We start from the raw sequence: 19,739 nt of genomic DNA on the forward strand, positions 1-19,739 counted from the left end.
TGTTATAGTCTCTTCCTTGAAGGATATACCGCTCTCCTCATCACGGCCGATTTAAGTGAGCAGATAAAAACTTCCCCGTGATGTCAAGCACCTGAGGATTCCAGAAGCCTGGTCCATGATCTGCGCCTGCTACTTTATAAAATAAAACGCTCTGTCCATGCGCTTTCAAAGCTTTGTACATCTCTATACTCTGATTGATATGTACAACTTGGTCACTGTCTCCATGCACGATCAGAAACGGCGGAAGCGGTTTATTCAAATCCTGATGAAGGGGACTCGCCTTCTTCGCCAATTCCATATGTTCCTGTACCTTTCCGCCAATAAACAAGCCTTCAGGGGAATCGGCTGCATCGTGGTCAAGAATATGATTGTACTTCCCTAAGGTCAGCAGATCCGAGACCCCATAATAATCAATCACTGCACTGACTTCGTCTGACTGTTCACTATAAAGGCCATTATCATAGTCGCCCATAGTAAGTCCCGTCATTAAGGATAGGTGTCCGCCGGATGAATCACCCCATACCGCTACGCGGTCCGGATTAACACCATATTCCTCAGCATTCCTGCGCATGAACCGGATCGCACACTTCACATCCTCGACGGCAGCCGGGAAACGTGCAATACCGGTGTCTCTGATTTCCACACTGGCCACCACGTAACCCTTTGCCGCAATATGAGAGAGATTAGGAATGCCGGAATAAACATCCTGTTGTCTCCATGCAGAACCTTGGATAAAGACGACTAGAGGAAATTTGTATTCACTGCGGCTTGGCATAATAATTTGCAGTTTTCTGTCCAAATCGCCGTATGTTGCGTAAACTACATCAGGGCGGTAAGTACAGGAATAATAGGTACCTCCCTCCGCAAATTCCCCATATAGAATCTGTGTTCCTTCTGGTGTTTCATTGGCTGCAATATCCGCTGCTTTCTGATCCACTGTTAACAGCTCCTTGTATATAAGTAGCATTACTAATCTTCTATATCGAGCAGTGTATCATACTTATGTATGAAATAGCATTGAGCGCCGTATAACTCCAACAGCCGCTTCCGATATCAATATCTACTGAAGAACTACAGTGCTTTCCAACATTGCTGTCATTCATGAGGGAGACCTTTCTTATGTTATGCTGGATAAAGGTAACGGAAAAATAGAACGAAAAGAAATAAAAATCGGATGGATACAACTCTGCAGCAGCATGCTTCTTTTTGGAGGGATTCCATTGCCTGGAAAAAAGTCAAAAAGCAACTTATCCGCAGACAAGTCGCTTTTTGAACGCTGTATTTTCTAGAATAATAACTCTACACCTCACTCTTTAAGCGAACCTACTACAATTCCTGTAACAAAATATTTTTGCATAAAAGGGTAAATTAAGAGCAGCGGTAATGTGGAGACAACAATTTTGGCGGCATTTAGTGTCCGGTTTGAAATCTTGGCGTATTCGATCAGCTTTTGCGGATCGGTTATATTTTGCGCGTCTACGCTGAGCTGCTGGATATACGTCTGCAGCGGATAGTTTGACGTTTTATTTATATACACCAAAGCGCCGAAATAATCATTCCAATGCCCAACAATCGTGAACAGCGTTACTGTAGCAATTGTAGGCAAAACCACAGGCACGTATATGGTTGAGAGAATTCTCCACTGCGAAGCCCCATCAATGGTTGCAGCTTCCTCCAAGGATTTGGGCACGGCCCGGAATGCATTCATCAATAGAATGACATTCCCGACCGCCACGGCTCCCGGCAGAATCAGCGCCCAGATAGAATCGAGGAGATGAAGCCCTTTGACTACCATAAAGGTTGGAATTAGCCCCCCGGAGAACAGCATGGCGATAATCACAATATTCATGTACACCTTCTGCGCCCGGAATTGTTTTGAGCTTTTGGATAACGGATAAGCGGCCAGAATCATCAGACTCATGTTGACAATCAAACCAAGGACAACCCGCTCTACCGAAATCATAAATGAGCGCCAAAACTGGCTGTCCGAGAATAGCTTCTCATAGGAACTGAACGTAGGATGAACCGGAAAAATACTTACCATGTTGGCAGAAACCGCCGCGTTGTCACTGAACGAAATAGCAACCAGATTAATTAAAGGAATCAGGCAGGACAAAGTGAGAGCTATCAGCAATATCCAGATCATGATGTCCGCAATTCGGCTTTTTATGGAATGCGCGTAAATGGAAAATACCTCCCTCATTAGAAAATTCGATAATCTGTTAACTTTTGAGCTAGCTTATTGGCAGAAAGAATGAGGACGATTCCGACAACAGACCGTAAGAGCCCGATAGCTGTACCTAAGCTGTATTGTCTCTCCACTAAGCCTACCCGGTATACATAAGTGTCAATAATATCGGAGGTTGCGTAAACCAAGGGATTATAAAGATTGAAAATTTGGTCAAAACCGGCATTGAGTACATTGGGCAAATTCAAAGTCGTAACAAGTAATATGGTAGGCATCAAGCCGGGCAAAGTCACATACCACAGCTGTTTAAAACGATTGGCTCCGTCGATGGAAGACGCCTCATAAAGTCCCGGATCAATAGCCGTCAATGAGGCTAAGTATATGATGGAGCCATATCCAAACCCTTTCCACACATCCGTCAGCACCAGCATAGGTCTAAACCAATGATTGCTGGCCATAAACAAAACCGGATCAATACCAAGCCATCCCAATAATGCGTTGACCGGTCCTTCGTACGAAAAAATATTCATCACGACTGTAGCCAATACGGCCCAGGAAAGAAAATTGGGCAAATACACAACGGTCTGCATAAACTTTTTGGCAAAACGTACGCAGATTTCATTTAACAATAAGGCGAATACAATCGAAACGAAGGTTCCCACAATAATTTTCCATATGGCGATTACCATTGTGTTAATTAAAATCTGCCGGCTGTCGGGAATTTGAAACATAAACTTGAAATTATCAAGTCCCACCCATGCTGATCCGCTGATACCTTTGGCCGGAATGTAATTTTGAAAAGCCATTACGATGCCGAACATCGGTATGAAGGAGAAAATAATCAAGAATACCATACTCGGTGCGAGCATAAGGTGGAACGCCGTTTGGTCTTTTTTATTTTTCATCAAGAATCATCTCTTTCAGCATCATTTGGAGGTGAGTGCTTCGTTGACTTCCTTTGTAATCGTATCGCCGCCGGTTTTTTTCCAGCTGCTCACAAAACTATCAAATGCATCAGGGGTTTGCTCTCCGGTAATGATTTTCAAATACATTTCAAGCTCCATTTTCGTCAATGTCGGCCACTTCAGCGCCATGGAAGGCGTTGTTCCAAAAAAGATAGGGTTAATCTCCTTAACCTTTGAATTCTTGACCAGGTTGGCAGTTGTAATGCTTGAAGTATACCCAGCCCACGCTGTCGGGTCCGGCTTCTCTCCGTTTTTCACGCTGTCCAGATATTTTTTGTAGGAGCGGTAGGAGTTCTTATCAATGTTGCTGATCAATTTGCTGCTGTCACCAGTCTTTAGCGCATCCTCATAAATCCCGACATTACGGTAAAATGCATCATAGTAATCGATATTCATGGCCAGCGGAGATCCACCGATATTATTGCTGCTGTAGTCCTCAAACTGCTTCAAAATGGTTGCGTCTTTTTCCAGATAACGCTGGTAATCAAACTGAAGGCTGGCCATTTTCACAGCAACCTCCGGATGCTCGAACCCCTTCCGGACCACAAGGTAACTACTCGCAGGATTTCCGGTGAACATCGTAACCGAGCCATCCTCCGATTGTGGAGCCACATAGGAAACCCAATTGGCATCCGGGTTCAATTTAAGCGTATCCGCCACCGTCCAGCTTCCCCACCAGTTGTCCATGAACGAACCGCTCTTTCCGCTGGTAAGCAGCGCCTTTCGGTCGTCCGGTGTCCGCACTGCAAATTGTTGGTCAATCAATCCCTTGTTGTATAGCTCCGCCAGCTTTGCAAGGGCAGGTTTCATTTCAGGCTGCACGGAACCATAAGCCGCCTTGCCGCTTCCATCCTTAATCCATTGTTTTGGGAAAGCGCCATACAGCGCAAAAATGTTGTTCAATTCGTACTGCCCCCCGGATATTCCGGCAACATTTTCATTATCGACCACAAGACCAACCGTTTTTCCGGCTCCATTGCCGCCGGGATCTTTCTCCAGAAATTGAGTAATAATATTTTCTACATCATCCATCGTTTTGGGCTCAGAGAGGCCCAGTTTATCCATCCAGTCTTTACGCAACCAAAGTACACCCGGGCCGTGTGAAATTTCAGTAGTGGGCAGCGCCATTATTTTACCGTCAAATCTGGCGGTCTCCAGAACACGGCCATCATAGGAATCGTAAATCTCTTTAATTCGGTCGCTGGCACAGTTTTTATAGGCATCCGTTAAATCCGCAATCAGATCGTTCTCATAGAGCTGTTGTAGAGTGGTCTGGTCGGAGACTACCATGATGTCAGGGATTGTGCCCCCTGCAATGGCCATCGAAACCTTTTGAACATAATCCGTGCCGTCATTCGCTTCAAATGCAACTTCGTTTTGCACATTGAGCTTATTTTTAAAATATCTCGTCCACACATTGTTGGTGGAATTATCCCCCTCGTAAGTTGTCCCCTCAAGCGGCGTATAGCTAGTTGCTGTCGCTCCAACCGTATAGTTAACGGTTTCAGGATAGGCTTCATAGGGTGTCGTCATGGCTTTCTTCCATGCCGGATCATTCAAATTGACCGCAGATTCTTTGGTGGTATTGTTGGAATTGGAATTTAGACAGCCTGCAAGCGAAGCGGATAAAAGCGCTGTCAACAAGATAGAAGCAGACTTTTTGACTTTCGATTTCATTACATAATCCCCCTTAATGATAAGAACAGAACCCATATTATCTTGCATCTTAATTGTAGAACTATGGCTATTTGACCGTATACGCAAATAAATTGCGTTTTACACAAATATATAACTCACTTTAAGCAACTTGTTTTGCCCGCTGATTGAATTCATTTAAACCATGGTACAATCAAAATGAATTACTGGGTTTGGCATACTGCGCTTGGAGAGGACGACCGCTATGTTAAGCATATTAGTAGTAGATGACCAAAGGGAAGAACGGGAGGGTATTGAATTTCTCATTCATGAACTGGGGTTTCCCCTCCATGTCGTGACGGCGGAAAACGGACGAAAGGCTCTCGATTATTTAGAGCAAAAGTCCGTAGATATTCTCTTTACTGATGTTAGGATGCCATTTATGGATGGACTGCAGCTTTCAAAAAAGGCTTTAGGCCTTCAATCCAGCTTGAAGGTTATTCTGTTCAGCGGCTTCGCCGAATTTGAATATGCAAAAACCGCCATCTCCCTCGGTGTTTCGGAATATCTCCTCAAACCGATCAATGTTGAAGCCTTTCAAAATACCATGAAAAAAGTAATGGATCAGTTAATGGACCAACAACAGGAACATGCCGCTTCGCAAATCAAACAAAATTGTGTAAAGAAATATGTGCTTTTTAATCTGGTTAACGGCTTGGGAATGCCGTCCTTAATGAAGGATGTTTCATTCGGTCTGCCCAATCAATATCATGGAATAGTTTTGATGGAATTTGAAAAGAATTTTTTTGAGAATGCCGAACCGGATTTCGAGGAATTTATCTTGTCTTTGTTAGAGGGGCAGATGGATTACTTAAATCTAAATGATTGTCAAAGTCTGCTGCTGTTTTGCCAGCCTCAATCCTGGTCTTTCAATTCCTCCCATGAATTAGGCATGCATATACGAGACAGCATACTAAAGAAATATAAAGTGAATTGCTACCTTGCTATTCATGATGAAATCACCATGTTGCCAGATCTTTCAACGGCTCTGATTCAATTAGATCAACTGATGGAATACCGGTTCTTCTCGCCGGATTATTTTGTATTTGATGTCAAAAAAGATTTTTATTTTGCTGATGATAGGCTCCCTGAACTCTCAGATAATGATCTATTAGACAAAATCAGAAGTGATTTGATGAATAGGGATTTTTTTAGTCTTAGAGCCAATACAGATTTATTGTATCAAAAATATGCGAAGCAGCTTCAATTTTCACAATTATATGTCAAGTACATGTTCTCCTCTTTGTATCAGGAAATTATGACTTATTCAGCACCTGTCACTGAAATAGAGCTCAGTCGAGGTATTGAAAAACTATACAAATCCGAGGAATTAAAGGAAATAAAAGAAATCATATTCGAAGGAATTGCTAGTCTTGAACAAGAGTACAGCAGTTCGGAATTTTTAAATCGGGATATTGCCTCTGTAAAGCAGTACATCGGGGATCATTATGGCGAGGATTTGAGTTTGGATCTTCTTGCTGCAAAGGTACATTTGTCTCCCCATTATTTAAGTTCAATTTTCAAAAAACATACGGGATACGGATTAAATAAGTATATTAAGAACGTTCGGATGAAAATAGCAAAAAACTTGCTGATGCAGACCCATCTAAAAGTATCGGATATTTGCTATAAAGTGGGATTCCAAAACGTTTCTTATTTTTGCCAAAATTTCAGAGACTTTTTCGGGCAAACTCCTGAGAAATTCCGGCAGTTGCATCAGAAATAACAGCTTGGGAGAGAACAGTATGCAGCTATGGCGGGTTTTTAAACAGAGAATTGGTGATTTTCGGTTTCAAACCAAAATAAAGCTTTCCTTTTTACTGGTAAGTATGATTCCTGTGATTGTTCTCGGAAGTTTTTGCTTCTCGAAAACCAGGTCCCTCTTAGTGCGGCAAGCAAAAGCCGATCTACATGCCACATTAACTCAAAGTGTCTTAGCCGTAAACAATCAACTGGATGTTTATAATAAATTAATGAACTTTCTGAGCTTCAATCAGGAAATTATAAATGCCTCCAACAATACTTATACCAGTGAATATGAAATGTATAATCAGTTAACGAACGTAATTGATCAGAACTTCTATACTGCACGTTACTTGAATCCTGGAGTAGAACAAATCACGCTTTATACCGGGACTAATTTACCTCAACACGGAAACACCGTAATCCCTATGGATGAAATAAGGAGTACCTCCTGGTACCCGAATGTAATGAAATCGGTTGATGTTCTTTGGTCTGCCAGTGAAAAAAACATTTACAGTGTCCGCAGAATCCTTAGTACGAAACACAGAAACCCCAAAGATAATATTCTATTTGCACGGGTTAACTATGATAAGCTATTCACAACTTTTGAGCCCCTCCAATCTCACGGTTCGGAGATTTTTATATTGGACTCAAGCGGAAATACTGTCTATTCCTCAAGAGACAACTATGAAATACCGGATATTCCGGATACCGCTAAGGCAGCAGATAGGCTGCTTTGGCAAGGAGAGAGCTACACCGTCTTGACATCTGTTATCCCACTTGCGGGATGGAAGGTATACCTATGTAAGCCGACAAGTCTATTTACAAAATCCGCATGGTCGATTGCCTTGATCGTCCTGCTGATGATTGCCGCCTGCATCGCGGCAGTTGTCGTGGCGGGCACTCTCTTTTCCCGTAGAATTATGTTGCCTATTCACCGGCTGCATAAAAGCATGAAGCTTGTTGGAGAAGGGAATTTAGAAATTAAAGTCTCTAGCGAGTCTAAAGATGAAATTGGTGATCTGATCAGAGGATTTGGAAATATGGTGGGGAAAACCAAGACGCTTATTGATACTGTATATGTGGCAGAAATCGCACGCAAGGAATATGAGATGAAAGCTTTGCAGGCGCAAATCAACCCTCATTTCCTATACAATTCCCTCTCTATAATTAATTGGAGAGCACTGCGAATCCATGCGACGGATATCAGCGAAATGGCCCAGCTTTTATCCACATTTTATCGTACTACTCTCAATAAGGGAGACAATCTTATATTGATTTCGGATGAAATTCTTAATGTACAGTCCTATATTAATATCCAATTGATTATGCACAGCAACAGTTTCAAAGTGGACTATCAGATTGATGACTCCATTCTTTCTTGCCGTATGCCTAATTTGATGCTCCAACCTTTAGTCGAAAATGCGATCATTCATGGAATTGAAAACCGCGAAGACGGTGATGGAATAATACTTCTTTCAGCCAAGAAAGAAGAGCAAAGTATTGTTCTACAGATCACTGACAATGGGGTTGGAGTGGAGGAAGAGCAGCTTGTTCTTTTGCTTAAATCTCAATCTAAAGGTTATGGACTTAAAAATGTAAATGATCGGGCGGTTCTAATGTACGGCGAGCAGTATGGACTGACGATCCATAGTACTGTCGGGGAAGGGACTCAAGTTACACTCAAAATTCCTTATTCCCCATATTTTCCACATTAATCATATAGAATTTTCCATCTTCAAAATAACTGCCCATTGCCTTGTGACCTTTTGAAAAGGATTCATATTCAGCTGGAGTCATCTCAGTTACCCATTTGTACAAATTCACATTTTTAGCAGCAATCTGCATTTTAAATGTCTTTGTCATTCTCATATTCATTAGCCTTCTTTCCTGTAATTTTTCTTGTGAGCTCATCATGCCAGTTCATAATCATTTGATAATACGGTAAATATGCTTATTTAAGCTACGCTGGACTAGAATCAAAGAATGACGGTACTACGCTTGCAATCTAAACAAAAAAATCCAAAGGGATGTTATCCCTTTAGATTTCTCAAAGTAAGCTGCAATTCTAATTAATTCTCTTCATTTAACAGAGTATCGAAAATATCATTCAGCTGAATATCGGCAACTGCCATGACTTCGTCAGCAGCTCCATAATACATGCGGACGGTATCCCCGATTAACAGGGCACCGCATGAGAAGACCACGCCGCCGAAGAAACCGTTCACTTCATAATCTGCCTCCGGCTCCATGAACGGCCGGGTCGAACGTGCCAGGACTTTGCCCGGATCTTCGAGATCCAGCAGTACGGCTCCCATACAATACCGATGTTTGGTATCGGCACCATGGTATAATGTCAGCCAGCCCCGCTCAGTCCGGAGCGGTACGGCTCCGCCGCCCATTCTGCCACCGTCCCAGGACGCCTTGCGGAGTCCCATCAGGAAACGGTGATTGCCCCAATGCAGCAGGTCCGGCGATTCTGCGATCCACATTTCCGGCGCACCGAAGGAATGCGGCACCGGACGGGTTAAAGCATAGTATTTTCCGCCAATTTTCTCAGGGAACAGCATCACGTCCTTGTTCTCCGGAGCCAGGATTATTCCGTGGCGCTTGTACGTTACAAAGTCGTATGTCTCAGCCAAGCCTACGCCTACCCCGCGGGAAGAAGCCGCACTGTATGTGATGTAATACTTATGTCCGATCTGCGTGATGCGCGGGTCTTCCACTCCCCAGGCTTCAAGCGCCGTCTGCGGGAAGATTGCCGGCTGATCCTCCACGGTGAAATGGATGCCATCCTTGCTGCGTGCCACGCGAAGATGGGACATGGAGGTCAGCATCACCATTTGGCCCTTCTCCGCTACAAACCGGGTATCGCTGAAATTATACCGTTCATCGCCTGAGGACAAACGCTCTACCGTAATCTCTCCTGTATCCTCATTCAGCTTCGGGACCGGCACCTCTCCTTCGGCGCTGCTGACCGGCGCTTCAGCCACACGGAGCAGCAGAATGGTTTCTTCTCCATGAACAGCAACTCCGGCATTGAAGGCTCCCAGCACTTTAAAGTCCGGCCGTGAAGGTTTCACATCGCTCGTCCTGACAATAGGATTATGTTCTGAGCGTATTACTGCCATTTATCTCTCCCCTTTTCTGCTCTATTTGGCTACTACCGCATCGATCTGCTTCTGAATCTCGTCAATTACCTTTTGACCGCCGACACCGAGAATCTTGTCCTTCAGCATTTCTTTGCCTTTATCTGCCGGCAGCACGCCTTGGGACAGCGGCAGGAATACAGAATCGAAGAATGGCGTGGTCTTGGCATATTCGGTCTTCACCTGTTCGGCGTCAAAGCTGAATCCGGTGATGGGGCTTATGTTGAAGAAATCAGCCGCTCCGGCCTTTTCAACCCATTCTTTGTCTCCAGCCAGCATGTTGTCCGGAGTACGCTCCAGTGTTGGACGCCAGGTGAGCACAAACCCAGGGAACACATACGCAGAAAGCTGCTTGTAACTCGAATCGCCTACCGCTTCCCAGTCTTTTCCTTCAACACCATACTCCAGCAGATCGTGATTTTCTTTAACCGACAGCCAATTGGCTACATCCATGACCAGCTCGGCATGCTTAGAAGCTTTGGGAATCGTGAGGAAGTTCCACTGCTGATAATTGGAATACGGCTTGGAGGTCTCGTCGTGGGGAACCACCACTTCAAGCTCGGCTCCATCAATTTTGAGCGCGTCCAGGTATTTCAGACCTTCTACGCCATCAGCCGCATAATAGGTTGCCGCATATTTACCCTGGTTGAATAAAGTCTGGGCATTCTGCTCCTGGGCAATATTCTTGGACAGGATGCCGTCCTCATAATACTTTGTCGCCCGTTCAAAGGATTGGTCCAGCGTCTTGGCATCCCACGCGCCTACAACCTTCTTATTTTCAAGTGAATAATAGAACATAGGCACTAAGGTCTCAATATAGCTTACTTTTCCAGTATTTAAGGTATCATTAAATAATACCGGAAGCTTATCTGCTTTGCGGCCGTCGATTACAAACGGCTTAATTGTAGTTTCCTTTTCTTTGACGGTATACAGGAATTTCTCCACATCCGCTACTGTCTTCAGCTCGGGCATCCCGTATTTCTCACGCAGATCCTTGCGGATAACGAAGCCGTACAAGGTTCCCTGCACAGTCCCGAGTGGAATACCCATGATCTTCCCGCCAAATTTGTTGGCATCCCACATTTGATCGGGAATGGACTCCTTCAATTCCTTGCGCGAAGCTACCATATCATCCAGCGGAATAATCGAGCCGCTGGCAATCATCTGTGACATCGATAACCACGGCGCATCCAGATACATGTCAAATTCCTCGCCTGCCGACATTTTAACAGAGACCGAATTACCATAATCGGACCAAGGGAGAAAATTGATATTTAACGAAGCGCCTACGTTATCCGCTTTCAGCTTTTCATTGACTGCCTTGAGCACATCCTCGAAGCCAGAAGGCTTATCACCCGGGAAATATGCTTTTAGTTCGACCGTCTCCTTCGGTCTGTCCGCTGAATTACTCTGGCCCTCTCCGTTATCCGGAGTGCCAGCTCCCGCATTATTGTTTCCGTTCCCCCCGCAGCCTGATACAAGCATGGATAGTGACAGTACCGCAGCTATAGTGATGCTGAGCATTTTCTTTGATCTCATTTTAATAACCCTCCCCAATTCATAATAATGCTTATATGCAATAACCGGAAATCCGGTTGATGCCGGAAACTGGCTTACCCTTTGACTGCCCCTACCGTCAGCCCTTTGACAAAATATTTCTGCAGCATGGGATAGAGCAGGATAATCGGACCGATAGTCAGCACTGTCGTTGCCATGCGGACCCCGTAAGTCGGCGCCACGGTAGAGATTGCAGCGGAAGCCGGAATCAGATTTTTGGCCGCTTCCATATTAGAGACCATCCGGCGCAGTATCAGCTGCAGCGGGAACAGCTTCTCGTTATCGATAAACATCAGTCCCATATACCAGTCATTCCAATAATAAAGCGCGTAGAACAGTCCCACTGAGGCCAGAATCGGCTTCGAGATCGGAAGTATAATCTGAAAGAATACTCTCATTTCATTGGCGCCGTCTATACGTGCCGCTTCCTCCAGCTCCTCCGGAACCGTTCTGAAGAAGCTTACAAGAAGGAATACAAGGAAAGGCTGGCAGAGCAGCGGAAGAATCAGCGCCCAGATTGTATTTTGCAGATGCAGCCATTGGCTGACCACGATATAGAAGGGAATGATTCCTCCAGAGAACAGCATGGGCAGATAGCAGAAAAGTAAAAATGGAGTTTGCAGCACATTGCGCTTATTGGCCAGTGAATAGGCCAGCATGGCCGAAATGCAGAGTGCAGTGATCGTACCCGCAACTGTAATGATTATGGTTATGCCATATCCATTGTACAAGGCGTCTGAATGCAGGAGCGCTCTGTATGCGGCAACCGAGAATGATTTGGGGAAGAGCGTGTAGCCGTTCACAATCAGCTCACTCTCCTCTGTAAACGAGCCGATGACCATCAGCAGAAACGGAAGAATGCAGAATAGGGTGAACAAGATAAGGACAGCATAGGCAAAAACGCTAAATAAACGGTCAGACAACGTCTGTTTCAAGTATTTCCCCTCCTAGAACAAAGCAGATTCTTTGGACATTTTGCGCGTAACCGCATTGGCGATAATCACGAAGATGAGGCCCATAACCGATTGGAACAGCCCCACCGCAGAGGACATTCCAAAATCATGGAGCTGCCGCATGGAACGGAATACGAAGGTATCAATCACATCCGTCGTTGGATACAGCAGAGAGTTATCTCCGATAATCGCATAGATCATGGCAAAGTCGCCGTTGAAGATTCTGCCTACCGACAGAAGGGTCATAATGGAAATGGTCGGAACAAGCAGAGGTAAGGTAATCCGCAGCATAATCTGCAGCTTGGAGGCGCCGTCTATCCGCGCTGCTTCATATAAATCCTCGGAGATACCCGTAATAGCCGCCAAAAAGATAATAGACAAGTAGCCGGCTCCCTGCCATACGCGGATAATCGTAAGGATCCATGGCCATAAGGCAGATTCAAACATCCAATTGACCGGCTCAAAGCCCAAATTCTGAATCCATGCATTAACAGGTGGAGATTCGCCTCCCAGAAACGATTGAACCAGCATGCCGATCACAATCCATGACATGAAATAAGGAAGAAAGATCAGTGACTGCGAAATTCGTTTGAAATACTTATTGCGGATCTCATTAAACATCAGTGCGATAAGAACCGCTGCAAGCGTTGTAAAAATAATGAACAGCACATTCAGCAGCAGTGTATTGCGCAGGATGATCCAGAAATCATCCGATGTAAAGAAATAATTGAAGTTGCGGAAGCCTACCCACTCACTTCCGGTAATCCCTTTGGAAAAGTCATAATTCTTAAACGCAATAAGGATTCCGTAAATCGGAAAATAACTGAAGATAAGAAAGAAGAGCAATCCCGGCACCGCCATCCCGTATAAAAAAGGATTACGTGCAATTTGCTGCAGTTTGTAGCCTGCCCCGCGTTTCCGGACATTTGGCATCCTGTGTACCCCCTCGTGAATAATTCGTTACAAGCTTTGTCTGGGAAAAACATACCAGGCTTTGATATTCCAGACCATTGCGGGAATTAACGATGTCTACTGTATGCATGAATCAGCGCACTTCCCAAAAGCATCACAGTTTCAGGAACCATCAATTGTCTTTATCAGAAGCAGCGATATGATACAATTAACCTGCCTTATCAATCCACAGAGATACAGACGGGGGTACAACATGCCTAGATTCAAACTATCCCGGTTGAATTTTTTGAAGCAACGCTCCACTTTTATCAAAATCATCATTTATTTTGTCAGCGCCAATATTATCGTACTGGCGGTTTCATTTATTGCCCTCTATTCTCTATCCTCAAAGACCCTGCTCAAGGAAATCGGCGACCACTCCGAGTCTCTGTTAGTCAATGGAGCCAAGAATACAGCGCAGCTCATGGAATGGTCTATCAATTATGCTTATTCCTCGAGCTCCGATGTCCAGATCGAGTCTTATGCGCTCTCAGAGCAGCACAGCGACCTGGACACCTATGCGGTGTGGAGCCGGCTGATGAACATCAAGAAGGGAAATCCATCCATCGATTCGGTCTATCTGATTAATGATTATACGCATCAAATTATCGATTCCCGGCTGGGCGTGAATGAATTTGACAGCTTCTATGACCAGGAGGTATTACAGCGGCTGCGGACCCGGAAACTGACTGACGGAGCCTTTCTTATTCCCCGGACCCTTATGCTGCCGCTGGAATCCGGCAAGGAGAAGAAAGTGATTACGGCTATCGTCCCCTATGAGACCGGCAAATCTATTTCCGCTTTCGTACTGAACGTCGATGCTGACAATATCATGACGCTGCTGCAGAATAACAGCAATGTTCTAGAGACCAGCGTCTTTGTGCTCAATGACAAAAAAGAGCTTGTCTTCAGCACCGTGAAGCTGGACGCAGAACAGATACAAGAGTTCAGCCAGGCCGTGGAAAAGGAAGCGAACGGCTGGAAGATCGTTAAGCCGCAGAAATCCCCGGAACAAATGCTGGTCTACGCCAATACCTCCATCAATGGCATCCAAAACTGGAGATTTATCGAGACGATTCCCAAATCGATAATCTTAAGCAAAATCACATGGCTGCGGAATTTGACACTGCTACTGTTTGCAGGACTGTTTGCCGCTTCCCTGTGGGTGATCATTCTATTGTCGAAACGGGTGTATTCGCCAATCCAGGAGCTTGTTCACAATGTTATGGAGCAGCATCATGCGGAGCAGCTGGACGGGCAGAACGAAGCCAATGAGCTGGTGTATTTATCCCAGGTATTTGTCTCCCAGAATGAGCGGATCCATGAGCTGACCGAGCATGGGCGGAAGAACAAGTTTCTGGCCCGGGAGCGGTTTATACGTGAATTATTGGGGGGGCTTACCTTATCCATTGCGGAAATCCGCAACAATTGCAGCGAGCTCGGCATTGAACTGTCTGAGGAGGGAGTATCTGTAGCTATCTTCCGGATAGACCAGTTTGCTTCCTTTACAGTGCGGTATTCGGAGAAAGACCAGCGGCTGTTGCGCTTCGCCATGGCTAATATTATCCAGGAATCCCTGCAGACAGATGCTATGAAAGGGATTCTTACCGTTGATATGGGCAAAGATCATGTTGCAGTGATTCTCCCGGTTGGCAGGGGGCAATCTGCGGCTATGTATGCCGGGAAGCTTCAGCAGGCGCAGCGGCTGGTAGCCCAATTTCTATCCATCGGAACCACAGTAGCCTGTGGCAAGTATTTGGAAGGGTTGAACGAACTTCATGAGGGTTATATGGAGACCTATGAGTTGACCCAAGAACGTTTCCGTTTAGGGCAAGGAGCATTTGTTATAGAGGAGTATGCAGATGCAAGTCCTGCCGAGCTGTATCATATGCCGCTGGAGCTGGAACGGCAAATGGTACAGGCCATCCATAGAGCGGATGCTTCTGCCTTCCTTGATAGCCTGTATATGGCTATTTCTTCGCTTAGAGAACGGCCATACTTCGAATGCAAAATGTCATTAATCACTTTATTCATGGAGATCCGCCGCTCGATGCAGGAGATCACCCACCAACCCGTGTTGCCCAGCTCCTGGAGTCTGACCTCGGTAGAGAATCAGATTATTAAGCTCGAAACGCTTGAAGCCGTTGTGGAGTGGATGGCAGCAGTATCCGCCAAATTTCTGGATGAGATCGCAGCAGTCCGCAGTGTCTCAAGAAATGCCGGTCTGGTCGGGCAGGTTGAACGGCTCATCGAAGCACATCTGACCGATGCTAATTTGTCCGTTAAGATGCTCTCCGATGAGCTTGGCCTGTCGGTAAATTATATTAGAAATTTGTACAAGAACGAGACGAACCGCTCCATTACGGAAACGATATCCGAGAAGCGTCTAAGCATCATCTGCGGGGAGCTGATATCCAGCGAAGCGCCGATTGAACCCATCGTACTGAAATATGGCTTTTCTTCATTAAATACCTTCTATATTGCTTTCAAAAAAAGATATGGTGTTACTCCGGCAGTCTACAGGAAATCCAATCAGAAATAGATCCGGGGCGTGGATACATACTCACGGAAAATATGAATAACAACGGCAGATAACAGATGTACTTGTTCCACTTTTTGGTGATCTGGCTGATCCCGGCTACAAGATAGAAATAATAATTTGCGGCGGTCATGAAAATTCAGTGAAGGCAGGAATGTTACAATGAAGAGTGCTATTAAACGAATTAAACGAAAAAATGACCCTAATGGAAACCGCTCGTAATAATCCTCCGGGGATTGGGCAAGCATCCAGAAGGTCATAGGGGCGACCAGAACAAAAGGAGTGCCTTCCATGACAATTACAACCCTTCCGGACATTCAGGCACTTATGGATATAACTGCGGCTGATGCCGAGGTCCTTGGAAATTGTTTGGTCGGAGAAAATCCTTTCATATCTTCGCCGGTTTTGTCGAATATATAGCTTGAGCGATCCGGCCTTTTCACCCGGGAGTCCATGGGGAAGTGTGTTCCCAAGCGAGACAGCCAGATATACAAGAAAGAGCGCCCCTTTGGGACGCTCTTAGTCTGATTATTCCTGATTATGCTAATGAAAAAAGGATATACAATGGTTTTTCCTCTCTTATTCTGGAATGCTTATATCTCCTAAAGTTTCTATCTTGACCCGTTTAAACTCCGCTGTACCTTGACTGACGAATAGGGCAAGCTTCCCGTGCTGAATATCATATATTCTGGCACTCAAAGCCACTTCCCCTCCGACATAAATTTCACAAATCGTGCCGTCCACAAATACCTTCAGCTCATACTCCTGTTCCGGCAGCAGCTTGAGCGGACGTTCCAGTTCCACATCATAAGGGAAGGTTTTACCCCCCTCTTCAGATTGCATAATCGGCCCACGGAAGGTAATTCGGCTGCGATGGGGTTCCAGTGTGATGTAGTAGGCAAAATCCAAACCTTGGCCCGCCCGAAGCATCATTCCCAGACCTTGGGTCGACCCGGAGAATCGAACGGCTGCAGAAATCTTGCACAAATCAGGCAGTTCCTCCTCTGTGATGCAGCCGGCAAAGGCATAAGGGGAATCGCATGAGATCGCATCGTCCGTAATCGACCACTCTCCAGCAACTCCATGAAAATGAGCGGGCACCTGCCGGGCAAAAGCCGAGTCTATGGTTTCCGGAATTTTCACGCCTAATGTCCCATCCGGACGCTGAAGGATTTCATGCACAACCATGTTGCCGCCCCAATCCCAGGTGTCATAGTCTTTGCCTGTAGCTTTAGGCGGATTCCAGCCGAACAGATCGTCATCTTTCGTCGGATTCCAGCCAAACAAATAACGTTTTTGCCCATCGGATACCGACTTGGCCGCATAATAAGCACGTCCATCAAAAGCCTCTTCCTGCGGAGTAATCCACGGTCCGTTTAAAGACCGGCTCATCCGGTAAAAAGTGCCGAAACGCCCCGTATAAGAAGAATAGATCAGATACCACCATTCTCCTATCCGGAACAAGTCCGGGCACTCATGCGCGCCTACATGCAGGTTCGGTGCGTACAGCGGCTCACGGTACTCCCAATGCTTGAGATCCTTGGACGACAGCAGACCGGTGCAGCCTTTCCGGTTGGTCGGTCCTTTCGCCAGGGCTGCGATCAGCATCCAGTATTGGCCCTCTTCTTCATTCCAGAATACAAAGGGATCGCGCCAGTCCGCCAGCTCATAAATTTCGCCGTCCGGACCAAAAGTGTCTTCAGGAATAGGCTCCCATGTTTGCAGATCCTTGCTGACGGCATGACAGGCAAACTGTTTTCCTTCAGGAAAAATACAGTAGAACATATGATAGATATCATCAACCTTGAGGATATGGCCGGTTCCGCCTTCGATCTTGCAAGCTCCATCTTCCCTGTAATTCACGAAATCTTTCGTGCCTAGCAAATGCCAGCCATGATCAAGACCTTCCCGGTAGTTGTCTCTCCACCCGTGAAGATAGAACAACTTAAACTCTCCATCTTCGTAATAGGGAATAACGTCCCCTACCCAAGCATTATCCGGACGATAAAAAAATTCTTTCATTAACTATTCCTCCCATAGTTCTAAGTGGCTAAACGTTCATTTAGTAAAACCGGCATATAAGGATCTCTTGTGCCCCGATCCTGATACCAATACACGGTGGCGGCATACAAACACTGGTTATTAAGACCCCACTGATTTCCTTTATATTTCTCAATATAGCCTTGAAAGGAGTTCATGAAGGGAACATTGTCGCAAATTTGAAACCGGTTAACTGAGGTGTGTCCATTGGCATCTAGTTCAACAAAGGGCTGACTGGCAAAGGCGCTATCGAACATGGGAAAGGGCGGCTCTGCCGCCCAGGCATAGCCAATATAGTCCTCGCTGCCTGTTCCGAAAGTGGACGGAAAGGTTTCGCCATCCACAAAAAACTTCTCGTCCCCTTCGCCCCACCACCAGTCAATGGTTTTCTGGTCTCCTATCCCATACCACCATGTCCCGGCTTCCTCCTCCGGCTTCTCCCAGGTGTTGTATACGTGAAGATGAACACCGCAGAATCTTCCCCGGCCTTTTGTCAGCAGGAGAGGCCAATCCGGCCAGCGGTCTCCGCCTTCCATGAAGCGTTCGGCATCCAAATCCAGATATTCATCCCGGTGCCATTTGGCATGAAAACGCAAGAGATTATCCGCTGAGGATTTTATTAAAGATGTATATTGGAATTCAGCCGTTAACTCGCATGGTTCCGTTCCGTCATTTTGAATTTCAATTATTGCGGCTTCTGAGAACGGCATATACCAATAGCTGTACATTTCATGTTCATTCATTCCTAGAGGCAGAGAGCGATAGGGCTTAATCCCCGGCGCGCTACCAAAAAAATCACCCAAAGGAGCCCATACAGAAGGGATTTTTTCATTATCCCATTTCATAGAGATGGTCAATTGTCTGGCCAAAATCCGTTGCTGTTCCTCACTCTTTCGTCCAATAGCTGTTCTGATGCGAATCATAGAAAGAGCGCCTGCCCCTTGTTTGTCAAATAGCACGGCTTTGCCGCCTGCCGGTACATTTACCGTTACAGTAGCACTCTCGTCAGAGGCTCCTTCTGCTTTCTTAAAATAATGGGTTCCCCTTTGCTGTAAAATCCGGTCCGCTTCTGCCAGTGCAATAGCCGACACTTTGTCTATGCTGCCGTCAAAAGATGGCAGATGGACATTGGAAGGGAACGTGGTATAGGTAATGTGATAATAAGCGCCCCAGCCTTTGTCCAGAAGCACCTTGCAGTGCTCTTGAAAGGATATGGGGATAAAGCAGTTTCTTCCGCGTGATAGCGTAGGCGCCAGATTAGGAAAGTTAATTGGGGCATCCTCCTGATTAAATCTGTCAAAATAATCCCGGAAGGGCTGATCGATCACAGGGGTATCGGAATGATCTATGTAGATCCGGATATGCCCCTTCTCAGGAAGGGCTGACCAGAATCTCCAGATCACGCCAGGACCATCCAATTCCATGGCGACAATACTCTCACCTTCCTTACGGATGAAACCTCCTCCGTCATCATTAGCCCCCCAATCCTCGTATAGGCCCGTCTGAGCATTATAAACAGATCTCCGGTCAAAGCTGGAGAAACAGCCGGATTTCTCACCGGCCTGCGGTGGGACCGCCAGAACTTCCAGATCATATAGTCTTCTCACAAGGTCTTTATACGTATAAACCCTCTGCTCCCGCTCAGATTCATTCATGCTGGGAACTCCTTTCTTAGCAAGATATATATTACTCACTTGCTTACTCGGTATAAAACAGAGAAAGCCGGAGTCATGGCGAAGGCAACATCACCTTGCTTCCCCGGCTTTCCTTTAGCAGTTATTTATTGACTTTGTCAAGCAATAGCGAGATAACTTGTGCACTTTCTGCACGGTTTACATGTTCATGCGGCATGAACATTTGGTTCCCACGGCCGCTGATTAAGCCAAGCTCCTGTACGGCAGCGACCGCATTTGCAGCCCAGCCGCTAATCGTACCAGCATCCTTAAAATTACTCAAGCG

The 19,739-nt window shown here is 45.8% G+C and carries 16 protein-coding genes; 3 read left to right on the forward strand and 13 right to left on the reverse strand.

What is annotated here, in order from left to right; translation table 11 throughout:
* Nucleotides 1-40: 40 nt before the first annotated feature.
* The 4 genes from AC3WT9_RS17140 to AC3WT9_RS17155 all read right to left on the reverse strand — a co-directional run bounded on the left by AC3WT9_RS17140 (nucleotide 41) and on the right by AC3WT9_RS17155 (nucleotide 4,830).
* Nucleotides 41-937 (reverse strand): alpha/beta hydrolase fold domain-containing protein, encoded by an 897-nt coding sequence (locus AC3WT9_RS17140; protein ID WP_341090873.1) that lies wholly within the window; start codon nucleotides 935-937, stop codon nucleotides 41-43.
* A gap of 369 nt (nucleotides 938-1,306) precedes the next feature.
* Nucleotides 1,307-2,146 carry a carbohydrate ABC transporter permease gene (locus AC3WT9_RS17145; RefSeq protein ID WP_341377693.1) on the reverse strand — a complete coding sequence of 280 codons (840 nt, stop codon included), beginning with the start codon at nucleotides 2,144-2,146 and terminating at the stop codon, nucleotides 1,307-1,309.
* 56 nt (nucleotides 2,147-2,202) lie between these two features.
* Nucleotides 2,203-3,093 carry an ABC transporter permease gene (locus tag AC3WT9_RS17150; RefSeq protein ID WP_341377692.1) on the reverse strand — a complete coding sequence of 297 codons (891 nt, stop codon included), beginning with the start codon at nucleotides 3,091-3,093 and terminating at the stop codon, nucleotides 2,203-2,205.
* Between the two features lie 21 nt (nucleotides 3,094-3,114).
* The gene (locus AC3WT9_RS17155; RefSeq protein WP_341377691.1) at nucleotides 3,115-4,830 is read right to left on the reverse strand and encodes an extracellular solute-binding protein; all 1,716 of its coding nucleotides are present in this window, start codon (nucleotides 4,828-4,830) and stop codon (nucleotides 3,115-3,117) included.
* A gap of 223 nt (nucleotides 4,831-5,053) precedes the next feature.
* Between AC3WT9_RS17155 and AC3WT9_RS17160 the strand changes: the two genes are divergently transcribed.
* Complete coding sequence (locus AC3WT9_RS17160) at nucleotides 5,054-6,574, forward strand: response regulator transcription factor (protein ID WP_341377689.1); 1,521 nt, start codon at nucleotides 5,054-5,056, stop codon at nucleotides 6,572-6,574.
* A 19-nt stretch (nucleotides 6,575-6,593) separates the two neighbouring features.
* Nucleotides 6,594-8,309 carry a cache domain-containing sensor histidine kinase gene (locus tag AC3WT9_RS17165; RefSeq protein ID WP_341090866.1) on the forward strand — a complete coding sequence of 572 codons (1,716 nt, stop codon included), beginning with the start codon at nucleotides 6,594-6,596 and terminating at the stop codon, nucleotides 8,307-8,309.
* Here the strand turns inward: AC3WT9_RS17165 and AC3WT9_RS17170 are convergent.
* The 5 genes from AC3WT9_RS17170 to AC3WT9_RS17190 form a co-directional block, all read right to left on the reverse strand.
* Nucleotides 8,275-8,469: a hypothetical protein gene (locus AC3WT9_RS17170; RefSeq protein WP_492407771.1), complete on the reverse strand. Its 195-nt coding sequence runs from the start codon at nucleotides 8,467-8,469 to the stop codon at nucleotides 8,275-8,277. The two genes, AC3WT9_RS17165 and AC3WT9_RS17170, sit on opposite strands and share 35 nt — an antisense overlap.
* Before the next feature lie 194 nt (nucleotides 8,470-8,663).
* On the reverse strand, nucleotides 8,664-9,722 hold the full coding sequence (locus tag AC3WT9_RS17175) for a glycoside hydrolase family 130 protein (RefSeq protein ID WP_341090863.1): 1,059 nt from the start codon (nucleotides 9,720-9,722) through the stop codon (nucleotides 8,664-8,666).
* Between the two features lie 21 nt (nucleotides 9,723-9,743).
* Entirely contained in the window at nucleotides 9,744-11,279 is a 1,536-nt protein-coding gene (locus AC3WT9_RS17180; RefSeq protein WP_341377686.1) for an extracellular solute-binding protein, read from the reverse strand.
* Nucleotides 11,280-11,353: 74 nt separating this feature from the next.
* Nucleotides 11,354-12,232, reverse strand: coding sequence for a carbohydrate ABC transporter permease (locus tag AC3WT9_RS17185; RefSeq protein ID WP_341377685.1), 879 nt, complete (start codon nucleotides 12,230-12,232; stop codon nucleotides 11,354-11,356).
* Nucleotides 12,233-12,244: 12 nt separating this feature from the next.
* A complete protein-coding gene (locus AC3WT9_RS17190) occupies nucleotides 12,245-13,183 on the reverse strand; it encodes an ABC transporter permease (protein ID WP_341090858.1) in 939 nt (312 codons plus the stop codon).
* A 232-nt stretch (nucleotides 13,184-13,415) separates the two neighbouring features.
* Between AC3WT9_RS17190 and AC3WT9_RS17195 the strand changes: the two genes are divergently transcribed.
* Nucleotides 13,416-15,743: an AraC family transcriptional regulator gene (locus AC3WT9_RS17195; protein ID WP_341377684.1), complete on the forward strand. Its 2,328-nt coding sequence runs from the start codon at nucleotides 13,416-13,418 to the stop codon at nucleotides 15,741-15,743.
* Here the strand turns inward: AC3WT9_RS17195 and AC3WT9_RS17200 are convergent.
* The 4 genes from AC3WT9_RS17200 to AC3WT9_RS17215 form a co-directional block, all read right to left on the reverse strand.
* Nucleotides 15,734-16,057, reverse strand: coding sequence for a spore germination protein (locus AC3WT9_RS17200; protein ID WP_445935298.1), 324 nt, complete (start codon nucleotides 16,055-16,057; stop codon nucleotides 15,734-15,736). The genes AC3WT9_RS17195 and AC3WT9_RS17200 overlap by 10 nt on opposite strands.
* A 262-nt stretch (nucleotides 16,058-16,319) precedes the next feature.
* Nucleotides 16,320-17,762: a GH32 C-terminal domain-containing protein gene (locus AC3WT9_RS17205; protein WP_341377683.1), complete on the reverse strand. Its 1,443-nt coding sequence runs from the start codon at nucleotides 17,760-17,762 to the stop codon at nucleotides 16,320-16,322.
* A 20-nt stretch (nucleotides 17,763-17,782) separates the two neighbouring features.
* On the reverse strand, nucleotides 17,783-19,435 hold the full coding sequence (locus tag AC3WT9_RS17210) for a glycoside hydrolase family 172 protein (RefSeq protein WP_341377682.1): 1,653 nt from the start codon (nucleotides 19,433-19,435) through the stop codon (nucleotides 17,783-17,785).
* A gap of 121 nt (nucleotides 19,436-19,556) precedes the next feature.
* Complete coding sequence (locus AC3WT9_RS17215) at nucleotides 19,557-19,736, reverse strand: S-layer homology domain-containing protein (RefSeq protein WP_341377681.1); 180 nt, start codon at nucleotides 19,734-19,736, stop codon at nucleotides 19,557-19,559.
* Between the last annotated feature and the right edge of the window lie 3 nt (nucleotides 19,737-19,739).

The sequence above is a fragment of the Paenibacillus sp. EB106-06-01-XG199 genome (genome assembly GCF_058791575.1).